Origin of the sequence: Lachnoanaerobaculum sp. ICM7 (assembly GCF_000287675.1) — a bacterium.
Lineage (GTDB): Bacteria > Bacillota > Clostridia > Lachnospirales > Lachnospiraceae > Lachnoanaerobaculum.
Genome location: NZ_ALJL01000017.1, coordinates 17476 through 37068, shown reverse-complemented (window position 1 = coordinate 37068; position 19593 = coordinate 17476). Strand labels below are relative to the sequence as shown.

Genomic DNA, 19593 nt, shown 5'->3' with positions numbered 1-19593 from the left:
TCCTCCTAAAGATAAGTTCCCGGATATTTATAAAATATCCAAGAACTCGTCCATATTCATCAATATTTCTCTTTTCTTTGTTCCGGCTTCACCACCTACAACCCCCGCACTTGCAAGCTGATCCATAATTCTTGCGGCTCTGTTAAAGCCTATTTTAAAGTTTCTTTGAAGATTACCTATAGAAGATTTATCCTTTTCTATTATATATCTTCCTGCGGCCTCAAACAGCTCATCTCTTTCAGAAATATCATTTCCGGCACTTGCCGCATTCTGTGTTTCTTCTATCTGTTTGATTGTATTCTCATCATATTTTACCTGCATTCCCTGATTTTTTAAGAAATCAACTACTGCAGACACCTCTTCATCAGATACAAACGCACCTTGTACTCTCATAGGTGTTGCCGATCCATATGGTGCAAACAGCATATCACCCTTTCCAAGAAGCTTCTCAGCACCGTTGCTGTCAAGTATCGTTCTGGAATCCGTACCTGAAGATACCGCAAATGCAATTCTTGAAGGTATATTTGCCTTTATTATACCTGTGATGACATTTACACTAGGTCTTTGTGTAGCTATAACAAGGTGAATTCCACATGCTCTGGCAAGCTGTGCAAGTCTTACTATTGCATCTTCAACCTCATTGTTTGCAACCATCATAAGATCTGCCAATTCGTCTATAATTATAACTATCTTCGGCAATTTCTCAGGTAAGCCTTCAATATTGCCTCTTCTTCTCGCATCTTCTATTCTCTTATTATATGCTGTAAGATCTCTTACACCTGTAGCCGCAAACTTCTTATATCTTTCACCCATTTCAGCCACAGCCCAGTTAAGTGCCGAAGCCGCCTTCTTAGGCTCTGTTACTACAGGTATCAAAAGATGAGGTATTCCGTTGTATACTGAAAGCTCTACAACCTTCGGATCCACCATGATAAGTTTTACATCTTCAGGTGAATACTTGTATATAATACTCATTATCAAAGTATTGATACATACCGATTTACCTGAACCTGTAGCACCTGCAATAAGTACATGAGGCATCTTTGCAATATCTGAAACTATTACTTTACCGGAAATATCCTTACCTACCGCAAAACCGATACTTTCATTTCCGTTTTTAAAAGCTCTGCTCTCAAAAAGATCTCTTAAGAATACCGTCTGTTTTTTCTTATTCGGTACTTCTATACCTATGGCGGATTTACCCGGTATAGGTGCCTCAATTCTTATATCACTTGCCGCCAAAGCGAGTTTAATATCATTTGCAAGTGAGAGTACTTTAGATACCTTTACACCCTGCTCAGGCTTTAACTCATAAAGTGTTACAGAAGGCCCTACACTTATATCTTCCACCGTTACATTTACATCAAAGCTTGCCAATGTCTCCTGCAATGTAATTGCAGTATTTCTATATTCACTGTCTGATATTGCCTCTCCCGCTTCAGTATTCTTATTTAACAAAAATGTACCCGGATATGTATAAGGTCTTTGAACTTTCTTGGCAATTTCATTTCTTATCTTACCCTGTGGCGAGTTTGCTCTTTGCTCCTCCATCTTCTTTTGCAATGCCGAGGTGTCTGAAACTATAACTTTTCCACCTGCAGTTACCAAAGTTCTCTCACCGTCATTACTTACCAGAGTATTTTCATTCCTATTCTCTGTGTGAATCTCTTCTTTTTTTACATATTCATTATTTACAGGCTCATTTTGCTCCACCCTGTTATATGTGTAAGCATTATTATAAGAATTATCACTGTGTAATCCGCTTATAGGCTCATCATATATATCGTCATAAGCTTTTATAAACTCAATACTGCTTTCAGAGTTTTTTGTTTTTCCGTCTCTACCGGTTAAACTGTTTGCATCATCAATATATCTGAAGTCTTCATGTGTATCGTCATCTGTGATTCTGATAGTGGACATCGGCTGCTCATAGATATCTATCTCATCTTTTCTTGCCAGTATCTCATTGGCTCTTCTCAATGTCTCTTCATCAATATCATTTTCAAACTTTGACTCTTCTTTTCCTCTGTTTATATTTCCATAGAAGGTATCCGGTCTTTTATTTACAATGATTGACGACTGTGTATTGGATTTTTTCGGCTCATAACTTGCCTCGTATTTACTGTTAATTGCAATGTCGTTTGAAGCACCTACATCCGAAGCTTTTTTTTCAAAGTTTTCATCATTTTTAGCATCAAAAATCCCGCCTATAGGCTCATGCATTTCTGCATTTGCAGTTGGAAGATCCACTACATGCTTCTTTTTCTTCTTTGAAAAATCTATGGCACCGAGATTAATATTTCCCCTATTCGGACGGTAATTATATCCTAAAAGTTCTTCAATATACCCTTCACTTTTATTTTCAAGGTCAAGTTCTTCAAACTCCTCCTCATACTCAGGATCTTCTTCATATTCGAATTCTTCAACAGCCTGCTGTTCTCTTCTTTGTTTTCTTTGCTCAATTACCCTTGCCATATCTGTCTTAGCTCTTGATATGGTCATCTGTCCCCCGGTTTTTATTATGGAAACAAATGATTTTCCGGTTAATATTACAATTGATATTATAAATACGGCAATAAAGAAGATAATAGCACCGATTTTTCCAAGTACGGATGATATAAGAAGCCCTAATCCTCCGCCGATAAATCCTCCATACCATCCTTCAGTGTAAAATCTCACAAGCCCGAATTCCTTAAGATTTGGAATTCCAAAAAGTGATATAAGTGCATCAACAGCAAGCACAGCCATCAAAACACCCGCAAATTTAATTTTTGCAAGACTTGATCCGATATTTGACAGTAAAAATGCTCCACCGACAAATACAAACATAGGCACTGCAAATCCCAGTATTCCGAATACTCCAAGCTGGAATACTCTAAGATATTTTCCAACTACTCCCATAAGTCCGAAATGACTTAAAAAAAGTACCAATGATACACAAACCAAGGCAATCATAAGAATTTCCGAATTAAGGAAATCCAGCTGCTCATTATTATCTATCTTTTTCTTAGCCCTGCTGCGACTACTTGTTTTACCTGTTTTTTTTGTTGTTTGTTTTCGACTTGCCACTTCAATTCTCCACTTCCATAAAGTCTACTCTTAAGTATACATAATATGGAAATCATTTGCAATATTTTGCATTATTTATCTTCTATTACTATACCTATATCCATATTTACAAGTTCACCTATATGTTTTGAAGCCTCTTTTGTAATAAGACCTTTTTTCAAGAAGCCTATACTTACCGTAATATCTGAATTCACACATATATCCGCCTCACCGGTATCGCCGTTCATTCCCGAATTTATGTCCGCACTTACCACACTTACATTTGAATCATTTACAGCCTTTATAAGAGAGTATACCGGTTCTTTTACATCTCCGCTAAAACCTGTGCCATATATACAATCCAGAATATAATCATATGAATTAAATTTATCAAGCAAAGCGGCATAATCCATGCTTTCATCTAAAATATTGTACTTTATTCCGTTTTGTTTACAGATATTAAAATAATACTGTCCGTCCTCTGAAAACTTATCCTTTATCAAAAGTATCTCCACATCTATTTCTTCCGTATTTAACAAATCGGCAACCACATATCCGTCACCTGCATTATTTCCACTTCCGGCAACTACAAGTACTTTATCACCTATATTCCAGTCTCCGACATAGAATATTGCCTCTCCTGCCCTGTACATCAGTTCCTTACTGTCTACAAAATTTGCAATAGTATAGCTGTCTGCATCTCTCATTTCTTTTACCGACAGCACCTTTTTTTGCTCAAATGAATCAAAGAATTTTTTTACAAGTTTTCTGTAATCACTCTCCTTTATTTCCATACCCTTTGCACCCATAAGTTCAAATTCAACTCCCATTTCCACAACTCTTGTATCAAGAGCCTCAAAACCGTTTTTTCTGTAAAAATCAAGTCTTTTCTTTCTCTGTTTAAAATTATCGCTTTCTTCTTCAACCGGTTCTATCGCCAGCGAAAGTCTCGGATGTATCTTCTTATACTCACGCAGTATTTTACTTCCGTATCCGCTCTGCCTCAATGAATTCTCAATAGCAAAATAGAAAATATATGAAAGTTCATCTCCCACCAATGTATGTATAAATCCGAGCCATTTGTCATCATCATAAATTGACAAAAACTCCACACCTCTGTCATTACCGACCAATACCATGATATAAAAAGGTATTCTCTCCTCAAAAGGAAAGGCATCAAAGTAAAGTTGTTTTATTTCTTCCAGATTTTTTGTATTCTCATCTATTGTCTCAAATTTGATCATTATTCTCCTATCCGAAAACACGGATTTTATTCCATGCCATATCTTTTCTTTATTACTACACGTACCGGCATAATAAGCCGTAAAAGTTTTATTCAAGAATTTTAATTCAATCTTTCGAAACTATTTTTCTTTTTTTGGGATATAAAATGCTATTTAATTTGACATTTTTGATAAATAGGTATAAAATCGTTTCTTGTTAAACTTAAGACTGACTGCTCAGTCTATTTATGGGAGGTATTTAAAATGTTAAAATTAAAATTATTTTCAATCGCTGCAATAGCTATGCTTGCTTTCACTGCTTGTGGTTCAAACTCACAAAAGGCTGATGCTTCTTCTGCTGTAGAGTCAGCTGCTTCAGAAGCTTCTTCAGCTATGGAATCAGCAGCTTCAGAGGCTTCTTCAGGTGTTGAGGCAGGTAAGGCTGATGCTTCTTCAGCTATCGAGTCTGCAAACAACGAGGCTTCTTCAGCTTTAGAGTCAGGTTTGTCAGAGGCTGCTTCAGCTTTAGAGTCTGCAGGTGTTGATGTTTCAAGCATTAATGACGCTGCAAACGAGATGGCTTCAAGCCTTGCAAATGATGCTGCAAATATTGCTTCATCTGCTGCAGAAGCTGCTACAAAGGGTAACTAATATAAGAATAACTTAAGTCAAAAAGTCAGGCTGCATTTCGCAGCCGGCTTTTTTTATTTCTTCGATTTTAATGTGGCTGCAGTAATTGCTTCTATCACTCCTGCTCTAAAACTGTAATCCTCAAGTGCTTTCACACCTTCTATAGTAGTACCTGCAGGTGAGCAAACCATATCCTTTAGTACCGCCGGATGTATACCGGTCTCAAGTAATTGTGCCGCACTTCCAAGTACTGTTTTTGCGGCCATCTTTATTGCCACATCTCTTTTTAATCCATGAAGTACACCTGCATCAGCCAATGCCTCTATAAATATTGCGACATATGCGGGACCTCCCCCTGAAAGTCCTGTAACGACCGGGAAAAGTCTCTCTTCCACCCATTCCACAAGACCTATCGCCGAAAACATGCCGTCAAGAGTTTTCTTTTCTTCATCATATGCATTGCTGTCGCCGTCAAGAGCAAATACACCCTCACCGACTATAGCAGGAGTATTCGGCATTATTCTTAATACTCTTTTATCACTTCCTATCCATGACTTTATGGTCTCACTCTCAAGACCTGCCACTATTGATATAATAAGTTTATCATTAAGCTCTGCAGCTGTCTTTTCAAAAAGGGCTTTTGCATGCACCGGCTTTACCGCTACAAGTATGGTATCGGAATTTTTCACCAGATCCGTCTCATCATTGTATACATTAAATCCGTCAGCCTTTGCCATTTCTCTTGTTTTATCATATGTATCAAAAACACCTATATCTTTTATATCAATTGCCTTTTTCGAAACAAATCCTTTTGCAATGGCCGATCCCATATTTCCAAAACCTATTACACCTAATTTCATTCTATCTCCTATTCCAATATCTTATCATTAAACTTTGATACCTCTTCCAAGTACTTTTTTCCAAGCTCACTGATTGCTATATCTTTTCTCATAATATAGCCTATAGTCATTTTTTCATCAGAATCCAGCTTTATAGCCATGTACTCGTCACCATTTAATTCTTCACATATTATACCTGAGCAAAGTGTATATCCGTTTAATCCTACCATAAGATTAAGTAAAGTCGCCCTGTCATTAGCCTTTATCAGCTTATGGTATTCATAAGTTGAAAGTACCTCTTCCGCAAAATAAAACGAATTATAATCTCCCTGTTCAAAAGAAAGACATGGATAATCCATAAGTTCTTCCATTTTTATCTTACTTTTATTTGCCAAAGGATGATTTCTGTACAAATAAACATAAATACTGCACTCCATCAGAGGAGTAAAGACAAGATTTGATTCAGTAAAAAGTTTGGTAAGAATATTTTTATTAAAATCATTCAAATAAAGTATTCCAATCTCACTTTTAAATGTCTTTACATCATTAATAACATCAAATGTCTTTGTCTCATGTACTGCAAATTCATATTCATCCATACCGAATTGCTTTACCAGATTTACAAAGGCACTGACTGCAAATGTATAATGCTGCATTGATACACTGAATTTCTTTTTAAGCTTGGGACTTGAAATATATTTAGCCTCTATCAAATCAAACTGCTCAACAACCTGTCTTGCATATCCTACAAATTCACTGCCCTCAGGTGTGAGAAAAATACCCCTGTTATTTCTTGAAAACAGTTTTATTCCTATTTCCGATTCAAGCTCTGCAATAGCTGATGAGAGACTTGGCTGTGTAATAAAAAGATTTCCGGCGGCCTTATTTATAGATCCGGCATTTGCCACTTCTATAGCATATTTTAATTGAGTTAAAGTCATACTATGCCTTCATTTCTTTACTTTCCAAAGTATTTTTTATAATCTCGCTTACCTTCTTTGCAAGCACATTATGTGAGTCTGCTGTTAAATGCATAAAGTCAATATCATTCATAGTAACACATGAAGCCGAATCAAAAAATCCCACTCCAAGTTCCTTTGCTATAAGTTCATATTCTTTTGCGATTTCATAAGACTTATCAGAGCATATACCCATATTTTTACCTACATCTGAAAGCTCACACTCCTTTAATATAGGTCCCGGCGCTATTACAAGTATATTCGGCTTATCCCTCCAAACTTCCGCCTCAAGAGCCTTCTTTACAAGTCTTCTCATTCCAAGTGCAATATTTGCGGCAGTCAAAGAAAATCTTTGCTTGCAGTCATTTGTTCCAAGCATTATAACCAGCATATCAATAGGTGAATGAGTCTGTAAACATGGCAAAAGATATGTAAGTCCTGAAAGCCCCTCATTAAACGGATCGTCAAGACAGGTGGTTCTTCCACAAAGCCCCTCTTCCAGTATTCTATATTCACTCCCAAGGAGATTAGCAGCTACCATAGGCCATCTGATTTCTTCATTAAATCTACCTCCGGTTGCAGCATCATACCCCCATGTATTTGAATCTCCAAAAATAACAACTCTTTTTTTCATTTTTCCCCATCCGTTATCATAGTTTTCTTCTATTATACTAAAACTTCACAGTCTTTTTCAATACAGGTGATTTATCAAAATGAGCTGTACAAAACTTTGTACAGCTCATTTGTATTTAAAGCATTTATTTCCTTTTCTTCTTATAATAAAGATATCCTGAAATTATTACGGCAGTCGCCGCTATGAAAGAAAGTATAATAATATATTTATTTATGCTCTCAGTCCTAATCAGAACAATTTCTCCTTGTGGACTGTCTACTTTAAAGCTCAGATAAGATCCGACTTTGACTGTATCTGATATTATAATACCGTTTTCAGTCTTTATTCCTACAGCATTTGCCTTACCGTCCTCATTTAAAACTCTAAGCTCAATACCCTCATTAATATATTTTCCTTCAGGTATTATGCTGTATTTATATGCCTTAATCACATCTTTATCCGTCTCAGGTACGCGGGTCTCTTCCACTTGAATACTTGTCCCTTCATAGAATAATGCACTTGCAAGTAAAACCGGTTTACCGTTAATATTTGTATTTGCAGAGATATTTTTATTCCATCTTTCTTCAACCAAATATATGTTTATATTCCTCTTTATATTATTTAATTCCTTATTCTCCCAGTATGTATTATACCCCTCAACCTCCGGAGCCTTCGGAATATCGGCACCGCTGACATACGAATTATAAGCTACATTTATTGTCTTTATAATGTCATCTCCCACAAAGTAATTTACTCTTAAAGTTTTAAATCCTTCAGGAGTATTATTATCCTGCAAAAGTTCCTCATATGAGACAATACCTGCTTCGGAATTTAAAGTCATATCATTTATCGCTCCTACGCCTTCATCAACATATCTGTTTGAATTTACATAGGCGTCTTTTAAAACATCTCCGGCAATACTTCCAAATCTTCCGGAGTTGGTACTTACTACAGTACTCATTGCGGTATTTCCTGTCAAATCTTTTGCAATTCCGGCAATTCCTCCTATATAATCGCTTCCTTTTACATCCCCAAGCATATAAGAATCTTTAATAAGGTTCTTACTGTAACCGGCAATTCCTCCTATATAAGATCCGTTTTGTGAACTGACATCAGCAAAGTTTTTGTTTGAAATTACTGCCCCATAGTCGGCTTTTGCCACTATACCTCCTGCATAGTCATTTTTTACATTTATTTCGCCTTCATTTGTATTTGACTGTATCAGAGCATATACATTATTTGAAAAATTAAGAGATGTCTCTCCTCTTTTATCGACATTATCTTTAATATCTGTTTCCGTAATAATGCCATCCTCCGGATCTATGCCGACTCTACCTACAATTCCTGCAGTATTTATGTCACCGTTTATAATTGCTCTGTTTACGGAGTTTTCCAGTCTACCGTATGCATATTCCTTAGGTGGATTCACAGATACGTCAAAATAAATTTTTCCGTCATCAATTTTTTCTTTTAGCCTGTCTCCTCCATTTTGAATAGTGCCTCTTATATTGTCAATTTCATTCTTTACTCCGTCAACACTCCCCTTTATATCCTGTCTGCTGCTTCTTAAGTCCTGCCTGGCTTTATTTATCTCAGCTTCAAGCTCATCCTTTTTCCCGCTTACAGTGTCATAGGAATTATCAAGATTCTGTCTTAAATCACTTTTCTCATCATCCAGATAGTCAAGCAGCTCATTTGATTTTGAATACAAATCGTCAATTTCATGAGTAATTGCCTGAAAATCATCTGCAATATTGTCGGCACTTTCTTTTTTATCTTCAATATCACTTTTCATTCTTTTTGATATCTCATTGATATTTTTTATGCCTGCAATAAGATTTTGCAGTTTGGTATTTCTGTCATTTATGATATCCTTATAGCTTTCTCCATGCCTTAAATCTCCAACATTATCTCCTATATCTGAAATATCGGAATTTATATTACCGGTTATACCCTTTATATCGTCATTTTTTTCTTTCAATCCGGCATCAAATTTATCAGCTTCTTCACTGTGGAATTTTTTTCTTTCATTTATACTCTCTTCAAGCTCATTTTTTTTGGAATCAATGCCGTCTACATTATTCTCCAATATAGTTGCATTTTTATCCACCTCGGCCTCAAAAGCATCCAATAACTTTGAGAGAGTTTCAGTCTGTCTTTCAAGACTGTCTATAGTATCCCCTTCATATGAAATCTCTATATAAGGCTTTAATAATCCGGCTATACCTCCTATATCCTTCCTGCCGTAAACTGAGGCTTCATTTATACAATTATTTAAAGCTCCTGTCTGTAAACCGACTATACCTCCGACTTTATATCCTATATGAGAATATCCTACCTTTTCACTGTTGGTACAATCTCTTATAATTCCGCTTGATACTCCTGCAATTCCGCCTATCATCTCCTGCTTTACATCATCCGTAACGGTATTCAAAGCGTTAATACTTGGTACACTTTTCATTTTATCATCATCAGGAAGTACACTCTCATTATCACCTGCAATTCTTCCAAGATTTTGTGAACCTACAATACTTCCCTTATTATATCCGCAGATACCTCCGACTATTTTTGTTCCGTCTACCACGGCATGATTTTTTGAGTTGATTATAAATCCGCTTTCATCATTTACACCTGCTATACCGCCTACTCTTTTATAAGCTGTTACATATCCGGCAAAGCTTACATTCTCTATAACACCTTTATTTGTTCCTACGACTCCTCCTACAAGTGTCTTTCCACCCTCAGGACTTATATTTCCTTCCACATGAAGGTTCTTAACGCTTCCCTTTGTCCCGAGTACACTTATAAGACCTGCACCTGTACTTTTTTCACTTACATTAAGTCCCTTTATTGTATATCCGCTGCCGTCAAGAGTTCCGGAGAATATTGAAACAGGCTTAAAATCCTTATCGGACAAATCAATGTCATTTGTTAAAACATAGGTCTTATTTAATGTAAAATTCTCAACAGTAGAACCTTTTGAAAGACTTATGAGTTCATCGGCACTGCTTATATTTATAACATCCTGTGTATTTTGCACAGAGTTAATATCGACATTTACAGTCGCATATACCGGTAAAACATTTCCGAATATTAAACTAAGACTCAGTAATAATGATATTTTCTTCTTCATCTTCTCTCTTATTCTCCTCCTCATTTATTTTTCTTGAAAACGATGTCTTGTCAATAATGAAATCAAAAGTATAAAGCAATACAGGCAACACCACCATTACCATTATCATCGAAATAACAACTCCCTTTCCAAGAGTTTTTCCAAGAGATGCAATGGTCGGATTTGATGTGATATTTCCTATTACAAATCCTGAAGCCGCCATAATACTTCCCGATGTAACTATTGTAGGGAAGGCCTCATTTAAAGTTCTTGAAATCACTTTCTTTCTGTCTGAAATCTCTTCTCTTAGAGCAAGATATCTGCTTGTGATAACAATTGCATAATCAATTGTCGCTCCCATCTGTATTGAACTTACTATCAAATAACTTAAGAAGAACATATTCTCACCCGTCAGATACGGCAAACTGAAGTTTATCCAGATACTTCCCTGTATGGTAAGTACCAATATAAAAGGCAATGCTGCATTTTGGAATGTAAAAAGTAATATAACACCAACCAAAAGTGCTGTTACAATACTGATTCTTAAATTGTCACCTCCAAATGATTTGCTGATATCATAGTCACTTGAGCTGTCACCGACCACATATGCTTCATCATAATATTTCTTTGCTATTTCTTGCACATTATCAATATTGGTAAAGGTATCTTCACCTTCAAGAGGCTTATCCCATATAAGTAAAATTCTTGAATACTTCTCACTTTCCAGCTGTTTTCTTGCATCTGTTATACTCTTATGTATATCTACTATATCGCTGATAGTATCCTCATCTATATCAAGACCTCCTTCTTCAATTTGGTCATATAAAAAGTCCACCATATTTATTATAGGTATTTTATAGCTGTCAATACTATTCATAAATGCACCATACTGCTCATTCTTTAATGCATAGAATCTGTATGCCGCCTTTACAAGATCCACATCCACATCTGCAACCTCAGCCAGTTCCCTTGGATTCAAACTGTCTGTAAGTACATATTCGCCGTTATTACCTACTTCAATATTTGCAAGTCCTGTAACACTCTTTACTCCCTGAATATTTGAAACTTCTTTAAGCAGTGCGGCCTCTCGCAAATAGTCCTCTTTCGGAATAACTATCGCCATTATATTGCTTCTTCCAAACTGCTCCTCTATCTTTTCCTTCGCCTCAAGATATTCCGTCTTCTTATCAGACTCTATGGAATTTACATCAAATATATATCCGGTTTTACTTGAAAGTATAACTCCACCGACTGTAATAACTATAAACAAAGGAAGTATAATTCTTTTTAACTTTAAAATTCCGCTTCCAAATACTTCTATATTCGGTACGAAATTTTTATGCATTGATTTTTCAATCTGTTTTTCAAACATCATTATAAGTGCAGGCATAAATGCAAATACTGCCAGCATACTGAATATAATTGACTTAAGTAAAACTCTTCCAAGGTCCATACCTATCTGAAACTGCATTGTCATAAGTGCCACCATACCGGCCATAGTGGTAAGAGAGCTTGATGATATCTCAGGTATAGCCTTTGCAAGTGCTTTTATAAGAGCATGCTTCGGCTTATAATATCTTCTTTCCTCCATAAATCTGTGGAAAAGTATTATTGCATAGTCAATCGCGAGCGCCAACTGCAATACCACACCTACAGCCTTTGTTACAAACGAGATTCTTCCGAATATAAAATTTGTACCTATATTCAGTACTATCGCTATTCCGAATGTAAGCATGAAAATCAATATTTCCATATATGTTTGTGAAGTGAACAATAATACTGCAATTATTATGATTATTACAAGGACAAATATAACCTTCATATCCTTGTTCAAATCTTTGGCATCATCCTTATCAATGGTTGTATATACAACATTGTCATAGGGTGAAACCAAATCCCTTACCTTGACTATTGCATCCTGAACTAATTTTGAGCTTTCAACATCGTCAAAGCTTATTGTATACAGAGCGGAAAAATTTTTATAATAATCTTCTATATCCTTATTTTCATAATCCTTATCAGATTTATCATAAAAGTCCACTCTTGAAACTCCCTTGATATCCTCAATTTCTTTTGATACTTCAAGGGCTCTGTCATAATCAACATTATAAATCATTACTTTTGCCGTTCCGAAAGTCGTAAAGCTCTCATCCATAATATCAAGCCCCTGCTTTGTCTCGGAGGACTCCGGTAAATAATCTGATAATTTATCACTGACCTTCACCCATGATGAACTGAACACTCCGAATACTGCGGCAAGAATAAAAAATACAAGAAAAGCTTTTCTCTTATTCACTATAAATGAAGCAATCTTTTCAAACATCTTTCTCTCTCCTATTCTTTATACTTATGTATATTTTTAGACATGTGACTATTATTCTGGTATTATAGTATATTCGAAAGCATTTTTCAACACCTGTTTATTATTTTTTAAACAAAAAAGTTGGGATCCATATCGAATCCCAACAAAAATTATTCTTTATTATTTTTTCTTTTTATTTGTATAATATGTGTCATCCATCGGTAATTTCGGTCTTAATTTGCCGTCTCTCTTATAGTACGCATTCTGTACTGCAGGTGCGGTAGGAATTGTTGCAATCTCACCGATACCCTTTGAACCGTATGCCACTCCAAGAAGTTCTTCCTTCTCAACATATATCGCCTCAATCTCAGGTATATCTGTAGCTCTCATAAGACCAAGTGTACCAAATTTTGACTTAGGTACACAATCCTGTAACTTAAAGTCCTCAGTAAGTGCATATCCGAGTGACATAAGCACTCCACCCTCTATCTGACCCTGGATGGAAATAGGGTTTACAACCTTTCCTGAGTCATGAGCCGCATAAACCTTCTTAACCTTACCGTCATCATCAAGTACAACAAGATGTGTTGCAAATCCGTATGCAACGTGAGATTTAGGGAACGGTACGTCTGCTCCAAGCTTATCTGTAGGCTCAAAGTATTCTGCATAGTAGTCCTTGCCGTTAAGCTTATTTAAATCTCCGCCTGCAGCATCCAGATCCTTTTTAAGTTCAAGTGAAACCCTTCTTATAGCCTCACCGCTTATAAGAGTCTGTCTTGATCCTGAAGTAGTACCTGAGTCAGGGTCAAGTTCAGAGTTACATCCCATATTTTTAAACTTAGACTTAGGCAAGTTCAAAGTTTCCGCCGCCATCTGTATAAATATTGTTGCACAACCCTGACCGATATCTGAAGCACCACAGTATATCTCTATAACACCGTCATTAACAACAAGTTTTGCACGTCCTGTATCAGGAAGTCCTACACCTACGCCGGCATTCTTCATAGCACATGCCAAACCTACATTAGGATAGTTTGCTTCATAAGCATCTTTTACAGCTTCCAAAGTCTCTTTAAGAGCTGTTGAACAGTCTGCTATCTGTCCGTTAGGCAATACCTTACCCGGTTCGATAGCATTTCTGTATCTGATTTCCCAAGGTGATATTCCAACCTTTTCTGCAAGCAAATCTATAATGGACTCAAGTGCAAACTCACTCTGGCACACTCCGAATCCTCTGAACGCACCTGCAGGAGGATTGTTTGTATAGTATCCATATCCTCTAATGTCATGATTCTGATAGCAATAAGGTCCTACAGCATGAGTACATGCACGCTCAAGTACAGGTCCGCAAAGAGATGCATATGCTCCTGTATCAAAATAGATATCACAGTCAAGTCCTGTAAATATACCGTTTTCATCACATCCCAGAGTAAATGTACCATGCATAGCATGACGCTTCGGATGGAATGCAAGTGACTCGTCTCTGCTAAACTTAGCCTTTACGGTTCTTCCAAGCTTATATGCACAAAGTGCCGCTATATGCTGAACCGAAACGTCTTCTTTACCACCGAATCCGCCACCTACAAGCTTGTTCTCAACAACTATCCTTTCAGGATCCCAGCCGAACATTATAGCAATCTCTTTTCTTGTATCGAATACACTTTGGTCTGTAGAGTAGATCTTTACACCGTCCTTATATGGAAGAGCGATTGCACACTCAGGCTCAAGGAATGCATGCTCTGTGAAAGGTGTATCAAATGTCTCTGTAATTGTATACTTTGAATTTGCAATCGCTTCCTTTGCATCACCTCTTTTAACATGTCTTGACTGACAAAGATTACCGTTTGGATGAATCTTAGGTGCATTCTCCGCCTTAGCCTCATCTATATTTCTTACAGGCTCAAGTACCTCATATTCCACTTTAACCAGAGTCTTAGCCTTCTTTAATATTTCTTCACTCTCCGCCACAACAAGACACAATGCGTCGCCAACAAATCTGGTAACTTCACCCTTTGGAATCATAACGTCCCAATCCTGCTGGATGTGTCCAACCTTATTATTCGGTACATCCTCGGAAGTATATATTGCAACCACACCTTCAAGCGCTAAAGCCTCTGAAACATCTATATCAAGTATTCTTGCTCTTGGATACTTTGTTCTTACTGCCGATACGTGGAGCATATTTTCAAGTTCCACATCATCAACATACTCACCGATACCGAGAACCTTATCTCTTACATCAATTCTGAAGGCATTTGATCCTACACCGAAGTCATCACCCTTTTCAAGCTCTTCATCAATCTTCTTATCGCCTCTAAGTATCTGAGCGGCAAGGTCGATACCCTCAATAATCTTCTTATATCCTGTACATCTGCAGATATTTCCCTTTATCGCCTCTTTAATTTCGTCTTCTGTAGGATTAGGATTTCTGTCAATAAGAGCTTTACCTGACATTACCATACCCGGAATACAGAATCCGCACTGTACAGCACCTTTTGATCCGAATGCATATACAAATGCCTCTTTTTCAAAGTCACTTAATCCCTCAACTGAAACAATGTTCATTCCCTGTGCTCTTTTTGTAGTCATAACACAGGCTCTGGTAGCTTTTCCGTCAATTATAATAGTACAAGTACCGCAAGCTCCCTGACTACATCCGTCTTTTATAGATTTGAGCTTTAAATCGTCACGTAAAAATCTTAAAAGTGACACTTCTTTTTCAGTTTCAACCAATTTACCGTTAACTGTAAAACTGTACATCAAAATTCCCTCCACGATGTATTTATATGCCATTAAATACGTTGCTGATTTTTCTTTTTAAAATCGCGGCATATATGATTGTTTGTAAATTTCCTTCGGCTTTATAACATTTAATTTCAGATTTTTGAACTTAAGATATAAATGTTATTTTTACCAAAAAAATTTTTAGATATATCTTCCTTAAAGAAAATATCCCGTAATCTTATTCACATTTTTCAACAATGTATTGTCGACATTATAGCATATTTTTTGGAATAAATAAACTTCTTTTTATTTATGTATTCGATAATAAGCAACATTTTGCATTATTTTCTTAATGTTTGGCTTGGTGATATACCAAAATATTTTTTATAAAGTCTACTGAAATAAAGCGGGTCACGATACCCCACATTTATAGCCGTTTCAGTAACGGATACCCCCGACAACAGTAGATTTACAGCCTTTCTGAGGCGTAATCTTATAAGATAATCTATAGGTCTTATATGATAAATCTTATTAAATGTATACGAAAAATGAGCCTTGTTCATACCTGCAATATCGGCCAGATCTTCAAGCATCAAATTTTTATTATAGGATTTTTCCATAAATTCCACGGCATTTTCTATCTGTAATATTTCCCGATTTATCATAGAATAGCCGAATGAACTTAGAATAAGTTGTTGTGCAATAATACTGTTGTGCACCTGATCGTCAAAACTTGCTCTCTCTACACTTGCTTTTAATTTAGACAACAATTCTTTTGAAATATCCTGACCAAAACCGGATATTTTATATACCGAGTTCATAATATCACTATAACCATGCCATGGAACTTCCGGATCGTAATATATATTTAAATGTATAAAAGGCTCATCTGTAATTACATCAAAAGTTATTTTTCTGTTTTTTGCACCGTGAATAACTACGTCAGGCGTAGCTGTAAAACTTTTATCATTAAAATTAATATCCGCTCCGCCTTCCAATGTATATATGAAAGCACTGTGAGTAGTATCATAAGAAATATGCTCTCCCTTGTTTTTTTCCTGTAGAGAAACTCCTGTAATCAGATACTTTCTGCTGCTGTATTCTCTTTGACAATCCAATAAAAACTCTTTTTCCTTCACAAGCCCTCCTTTTATGGACTATATTTTTAATAATAGTCCATATCTTTATATTATTCTATATTCAAATTTTAAAAATATCAATTATAATATCATTGTTAGGTATCACTAACTATATAATATGAAAGGTTTTATAAATATATTTATGTCAAAGAGTAAAAAAGACTTTAAGTTTATACTGCTGCTTATGGTGCTGTGTATATTTCTCCTGTTCTCTATGCTCGCAGGAATTTCACTTGGTGCGGTAAGAATAGGCTTAAAAGATACTTTTAATATAATTTCGAACAGTATATCAAGTAGTGAGAGTATAAGTGCTTTCTCAAAATCTACAGTTGCCATTGTGTTGAATATGAGGGTTCCCAGAGTAATAATGGGGCTTTTTGTAGGAGCAGGATTGGCACTTTGCGGAACAATAATGCAAACCACCGTCAATAATCCCATTTCAGAGCCGTATATACTTGGAATTTCCGCCGGTGCTACGTTTGGAGCCACTTTGTTTATTATACTCGGTTTAAAATCTTTGACCGGAACCGGTGCATTTTTCGGCTCCGTCATTTCAACCGGAATAGTACTTTTTATAGCATCTCTCGGTAAAAAGATTACTACAACAAGTCTTATACTTTCAGGTGCCGTTGTAAATGCTCTATTTAGCGCATTTTCCAACTTTATAATTTCAATAGGTGCCAATTCAGACAGCATGATGACAATAAAATTCTGGACTATGGGTTCGCTTGCAAGTGCTTCATGGAAAGATATAGACCTGCCTTTATTTATTATTCCCGCATCCTTTATATTCTTTATAACACAGTACAGAGTTTTAAATACGATGCTTATGGGTGATGAGGTTGCTGTCACTTTGGGAATAAATTTACATAGATACAGGTTTATATATATGATTTTTATATCTATGATAACAGGAATTTTAGTCTCAAAATGCGGAATAATAGGTTTTGTAGGTTTGATAACACCTCATATATCAAGGATTCTTGTAGGTACCGACCATAAAAAAATCATACCGCTTTCAGCAATTCTCGGTAGTCTTTTTATACTTTGGTCGGATATACTTGCAAGATGTCTTATCGATAAAGCCGAGTTGCCTATAGGAATATTTACATCTTTAGTAGGCGGTCCTTTCTTTATTTATATTGTTATACAAAATCAGAGAAAGGGGCAAAGATAATGAATTTAATTTGTAATAATATATCATACTCCATAAAGGATAAAACAATATTGCATAATGTCTCTATAGATGTTAAAGGAAATAAATTCTATTCAATACTCGGACCGAACGGATGCGGTAAAACAACTCTTCTAAAAACCATATACAGAATTTTAAAACCTTCCTTTGGTGAAATTTTATTAAACAATAAAAATATGGAAGATATACGTTTGAAAGATTCAGCAAAAGAAATGGCTGTCGTTGCACAGTTCAATGAAATAAATTTTGATTGCAATGTAGAAGATATGGTAATGCTTGGCAGAACACCTCATATAGGATTTATGCAGACTGAAAAACAGATTGATTATGATATTGTAAAGGATGCATTGAGAAAGGTGGGCATGCTTGATAAATCCGAGCGCTCCTACCTCTCCTTATCAGGTGGTGAAAAGCAACGTGTAGCACTTGCACGTGCCATTGCACAAAAACCGAGTCTCTTACTTCTTGACGAACCTACAAACCATCTTGACATAAAATATAAAATCGAAATTTTGCAAATTATAAAAGATTTGAATATAAATGTGCTTGCCGTACTCCATGATATACAGCTTGCATGTAAATATTCAGATTACATATATCTTATGAAGGGAGGTGAGATAAAGTACGAAGGAAATCCGAAATCAACTATAACCAAAGAATCTATGAAAGATGTATATGATATCGATTGTAAAATATCATGGGCTGATGACAATCAAGCCTTGATAGAATATATTTAATATGAAAGGAATTAAAATGAAAAAAATATTTAATATAGCTCTAAGCACATGTATTTCTCTTGCACTTGTAGGATGTGCAACAGCCTCAAACAATAATTCTGCAAGCAGTACCGTAGCCGAAACAAGCTCAGCTGTAGCGGAGAGCACTTCCGTATCTGAAAGTTCAACCGCGGATGAAAAGAAGTCTTCTGAAACTGTTTATCCTGTCAGCATTACAACTTATGATGCTGACGGTAAAGAAATCACTCAGGTATTTGAAAAATCTCCTGAGCGAATAATAACCAATAATCTCTCATCTACAGAAATACTTATTGACCTAGGATTACAGGATAAAATTGTAGGTATGTTAAATCCGGATAATGAAGTTACAGGTGATTATGCTGATGCAATTGCCGCAATCCCTCATATCGGTGATAAAAAGAGTGTATCAAAAGAGGTTGTTTTATCCAATAACCCTGATATTATAATAGGAAGAAATATGATGTTTTCAGATAAGTCTTTGGGAACAATTGACTCCTGGAATGAAAACTCTATACCTGTATACACTCAAAAAGCTTCTGTTTCCAATATGAAGCAGAGCCTTGAAAATGTTATTGAAGATATAAGAAATATAGGAATAATCTTCAATGTGCAGGAAAAAGCAAATGCATATGCTGACGAACTTGAAAAAAAGATCAACGCTGTGGCATCTTCAGACAAAAACTCAGGTGAATTAAAAAATGCCCTCATCATGTGTGCATACAATGACTCAACCTTCGGTGCTTACAAGTCTGCACTACAGGAAAGTATACTTAATACATTGGGATACACAAATGTTGCAACAGGAACTTCCGACTTGACACTTGAAAATCTTGTCACAATGGCACCTGAAGTAATCATCTATGTCACAAGCGACAGAAATAAAGAGATGGATACAAATGCTGTGGAACTTATGAAAAATAATACTGTTTTAAGTGATGTACCTGCTATAGCAAATGACAAAATCATGACTATTTCATATGATGAGTTTATGGACTACGGTGCATCTTCTGTTAAAGCACTGGAAGATATAAATACCTTCCTGAATAAATAA

At 36.0% G+C, this 19593-nt stretch carries 13 protein-coding genes; 4 read left to right on the top strand and 9 right to left on the bottom strand.

Translation table 11 applies throughout. From position 1 onward, the window contains the following. Positions 1-27: 27 nt before the first annotated feature. Both HMPREF1140_RS04630 and HMPREF1140_RS04625 read right to left on the bottom strand, forming a co-directional pair. A complete protein-coding gene (locus HMPREF1140_RS04630) occupies positions 28-3069 on the bottom strand; it encodes a DNA translocase FtsK (RefSeq protein ID WP_009662757.1) in 3042 nt (1013 codons plus the stop codon). A gap of 71 nt (positions 3070-3140) precedes the next feature. Continuing rightward, on the bottom strand, positions 3141-4292 hold the full coding sequence (locus tag HMPREF1140_RS04625; RefSeq protein WP_009662764.1) for an NAD(P)H-hydrate epimerase: 1152 nt from the start codon (positions 4290-4292) through the stop codon (positions 3141-3143). A 243-nt stretch (positions 4293-4535) separates the two neighbouring features. Between HMPREF1140_RS04625 and HMPREF1140_RS04620 the strand changes: the two genes are divergently transcribed. Next, positions 4536-4922 carry a hypothetical protein gene (locus tag HMPREF1140_RS04620; RefSeq protein WP_009662724.1) on the top strand — a complete coding sequence of 129 codons (387 nt, stop codon included), beginning with the start codon at positions 4536-4538 and terminating at the stop codon, positions 4920-4922. Positions 4923-4975: 53 nt separating this feature from the next. Here HMPREF1140_RS04620 and proC read toward each other — a convergent pair whose 3' ends face one another. From proC to HMPREF1140_RS04585, 7 genes are all read right to left on the bottom strand, one after another. Next, on the bottom strand, positions 4976-5761 hold the full coding sequence (gene proC, locus HMPREF1140_RS04615; protein WP_009662748.1) for a pyrroline-5-carboxylate reductase: 786 nt from the start codon (positions 5759-5761) through the stop codon (positions 4976-4978). Positions 5762-5769: 8 nt separating this feature from the next. Beyond that, positions 5770-6681, bottom strand: coding sequence for a LysR family transcriptional regulator (locus tag HMPREF1140_RS04610; RefSeq protein WP_009662756.1), 912 nt, complete (start codon positions 6679-6681; stop codon positions 5770-5772). Between the two features lies 1 nt (position 6682). Continuing rightward, positions 6683-7333: an SGNH/GDSL hydrolase family protein gene (locus HMPREF1140_RS04605; RefSeq protein ID WP_009662760.1), complete on the bottom strand. Its 651-nt coding sequence runs from the start codon at positions 7331-7333 to the stop codon at positions 6683-6685. Between the two features lie 124 nt (positions 7334-7457). After that, positions 7458-10445 (bottom strand): hypothetical protein, encoded by a 2988-nt coding sequence (locus HMPREF1140_RS04600; RefSeq protein WP_009662736.1) that lies wholly within the window; start codon positions 10443-10445, stop codon positions 7458-7460. Then, positions 10411-12747: an efflux RND transporter permease subunit gene (locus HMPREF1140_RS04595; RefSeq protein ID WP_009662726.1), complete on the bottom strand. Its 2337-nt coding sequence runs from the start codon at positions 12745-12747 to the stop codon at positions 10411-10413. The genes HMPREF1140_RS04600 and HMPREF1140_RS04595 overlap by 35 nt, the downstream gene beginning before the upstream one ends. A gap of 159 nt (positions 12748-12906) precedes the next feature. After that, positions 12907-15486, bottom strand: coding sequence for a selenium-dependent xanthine dehydrogenase (gene xdh / locus HMPREF1140_RS04590; protein WP_009662732.1), 2580 nt, complete (start codon positions 15484-15486; stop codon positions 12907-12909). Between the two features lie 305 nt (positions 15487-15791). Next, positions 15792-16589 (bottom strand): AraC family transcriptional regulator, encoded by a 798-nt coding sequence (locus HMPREF1140_RS04585; protein WP_009662761.1) that lies wholly within the window; start codon positions 16587-16589, stop codon positions 15792-15794. 142 nt (positions 16590-16731) lie between these two features. Here HMPREF1140_RS04585 and HMPREF1140_RS04580 point away from each other — a divergent pair, with 142 nt between their 5' ends. The 3 genes from HMPREF1140_RS04580 to HMPREF1140_RS04570 are packed head-to-tail and all read left to right on the top strand — an operon-like array spanning position 16732 to position 19593. Beyond that, positions 16732-17766 (top strand): FecCD family ABC transporter permease, encoded by a 1035-nt coding sequence (locus HMPREF1140_RS04580; RefSeq protein ID WP_035619911.1) that lies wholly within the window; start codon positions 16732-16734, stop codon positions 17764-17766. After that, the gene (locus HMPREF1140_RS04575) at positions 17766-18521 is read left to right on the top strand and encodes an ABC transporter ATP-binding protein (RefSeq protein WP_009662734.1); all 756 of its coding nucleotides are present in this window, start codon (positions 17766-17768) and stop codon (positions 18519-18521) included. Before HMPREF1140_RS04580 ends, HMPREF1140_RS04575 begins: the two co-directional genes overlap by 1 nt. A 16-nt stretch (positions 18522-18537) precedes the next feature. Continuing rightward, positions 18538-19593: a heme/hemin ABC transporter substrate-binding protein gene (locus HMPREF1140_RS04570; protein ID WP_009662722.1), complete on the top strand. Its 1056-nt coding sequence runs from the start codon at positions 18538-18540 to the stop codon at positions 19591-19593.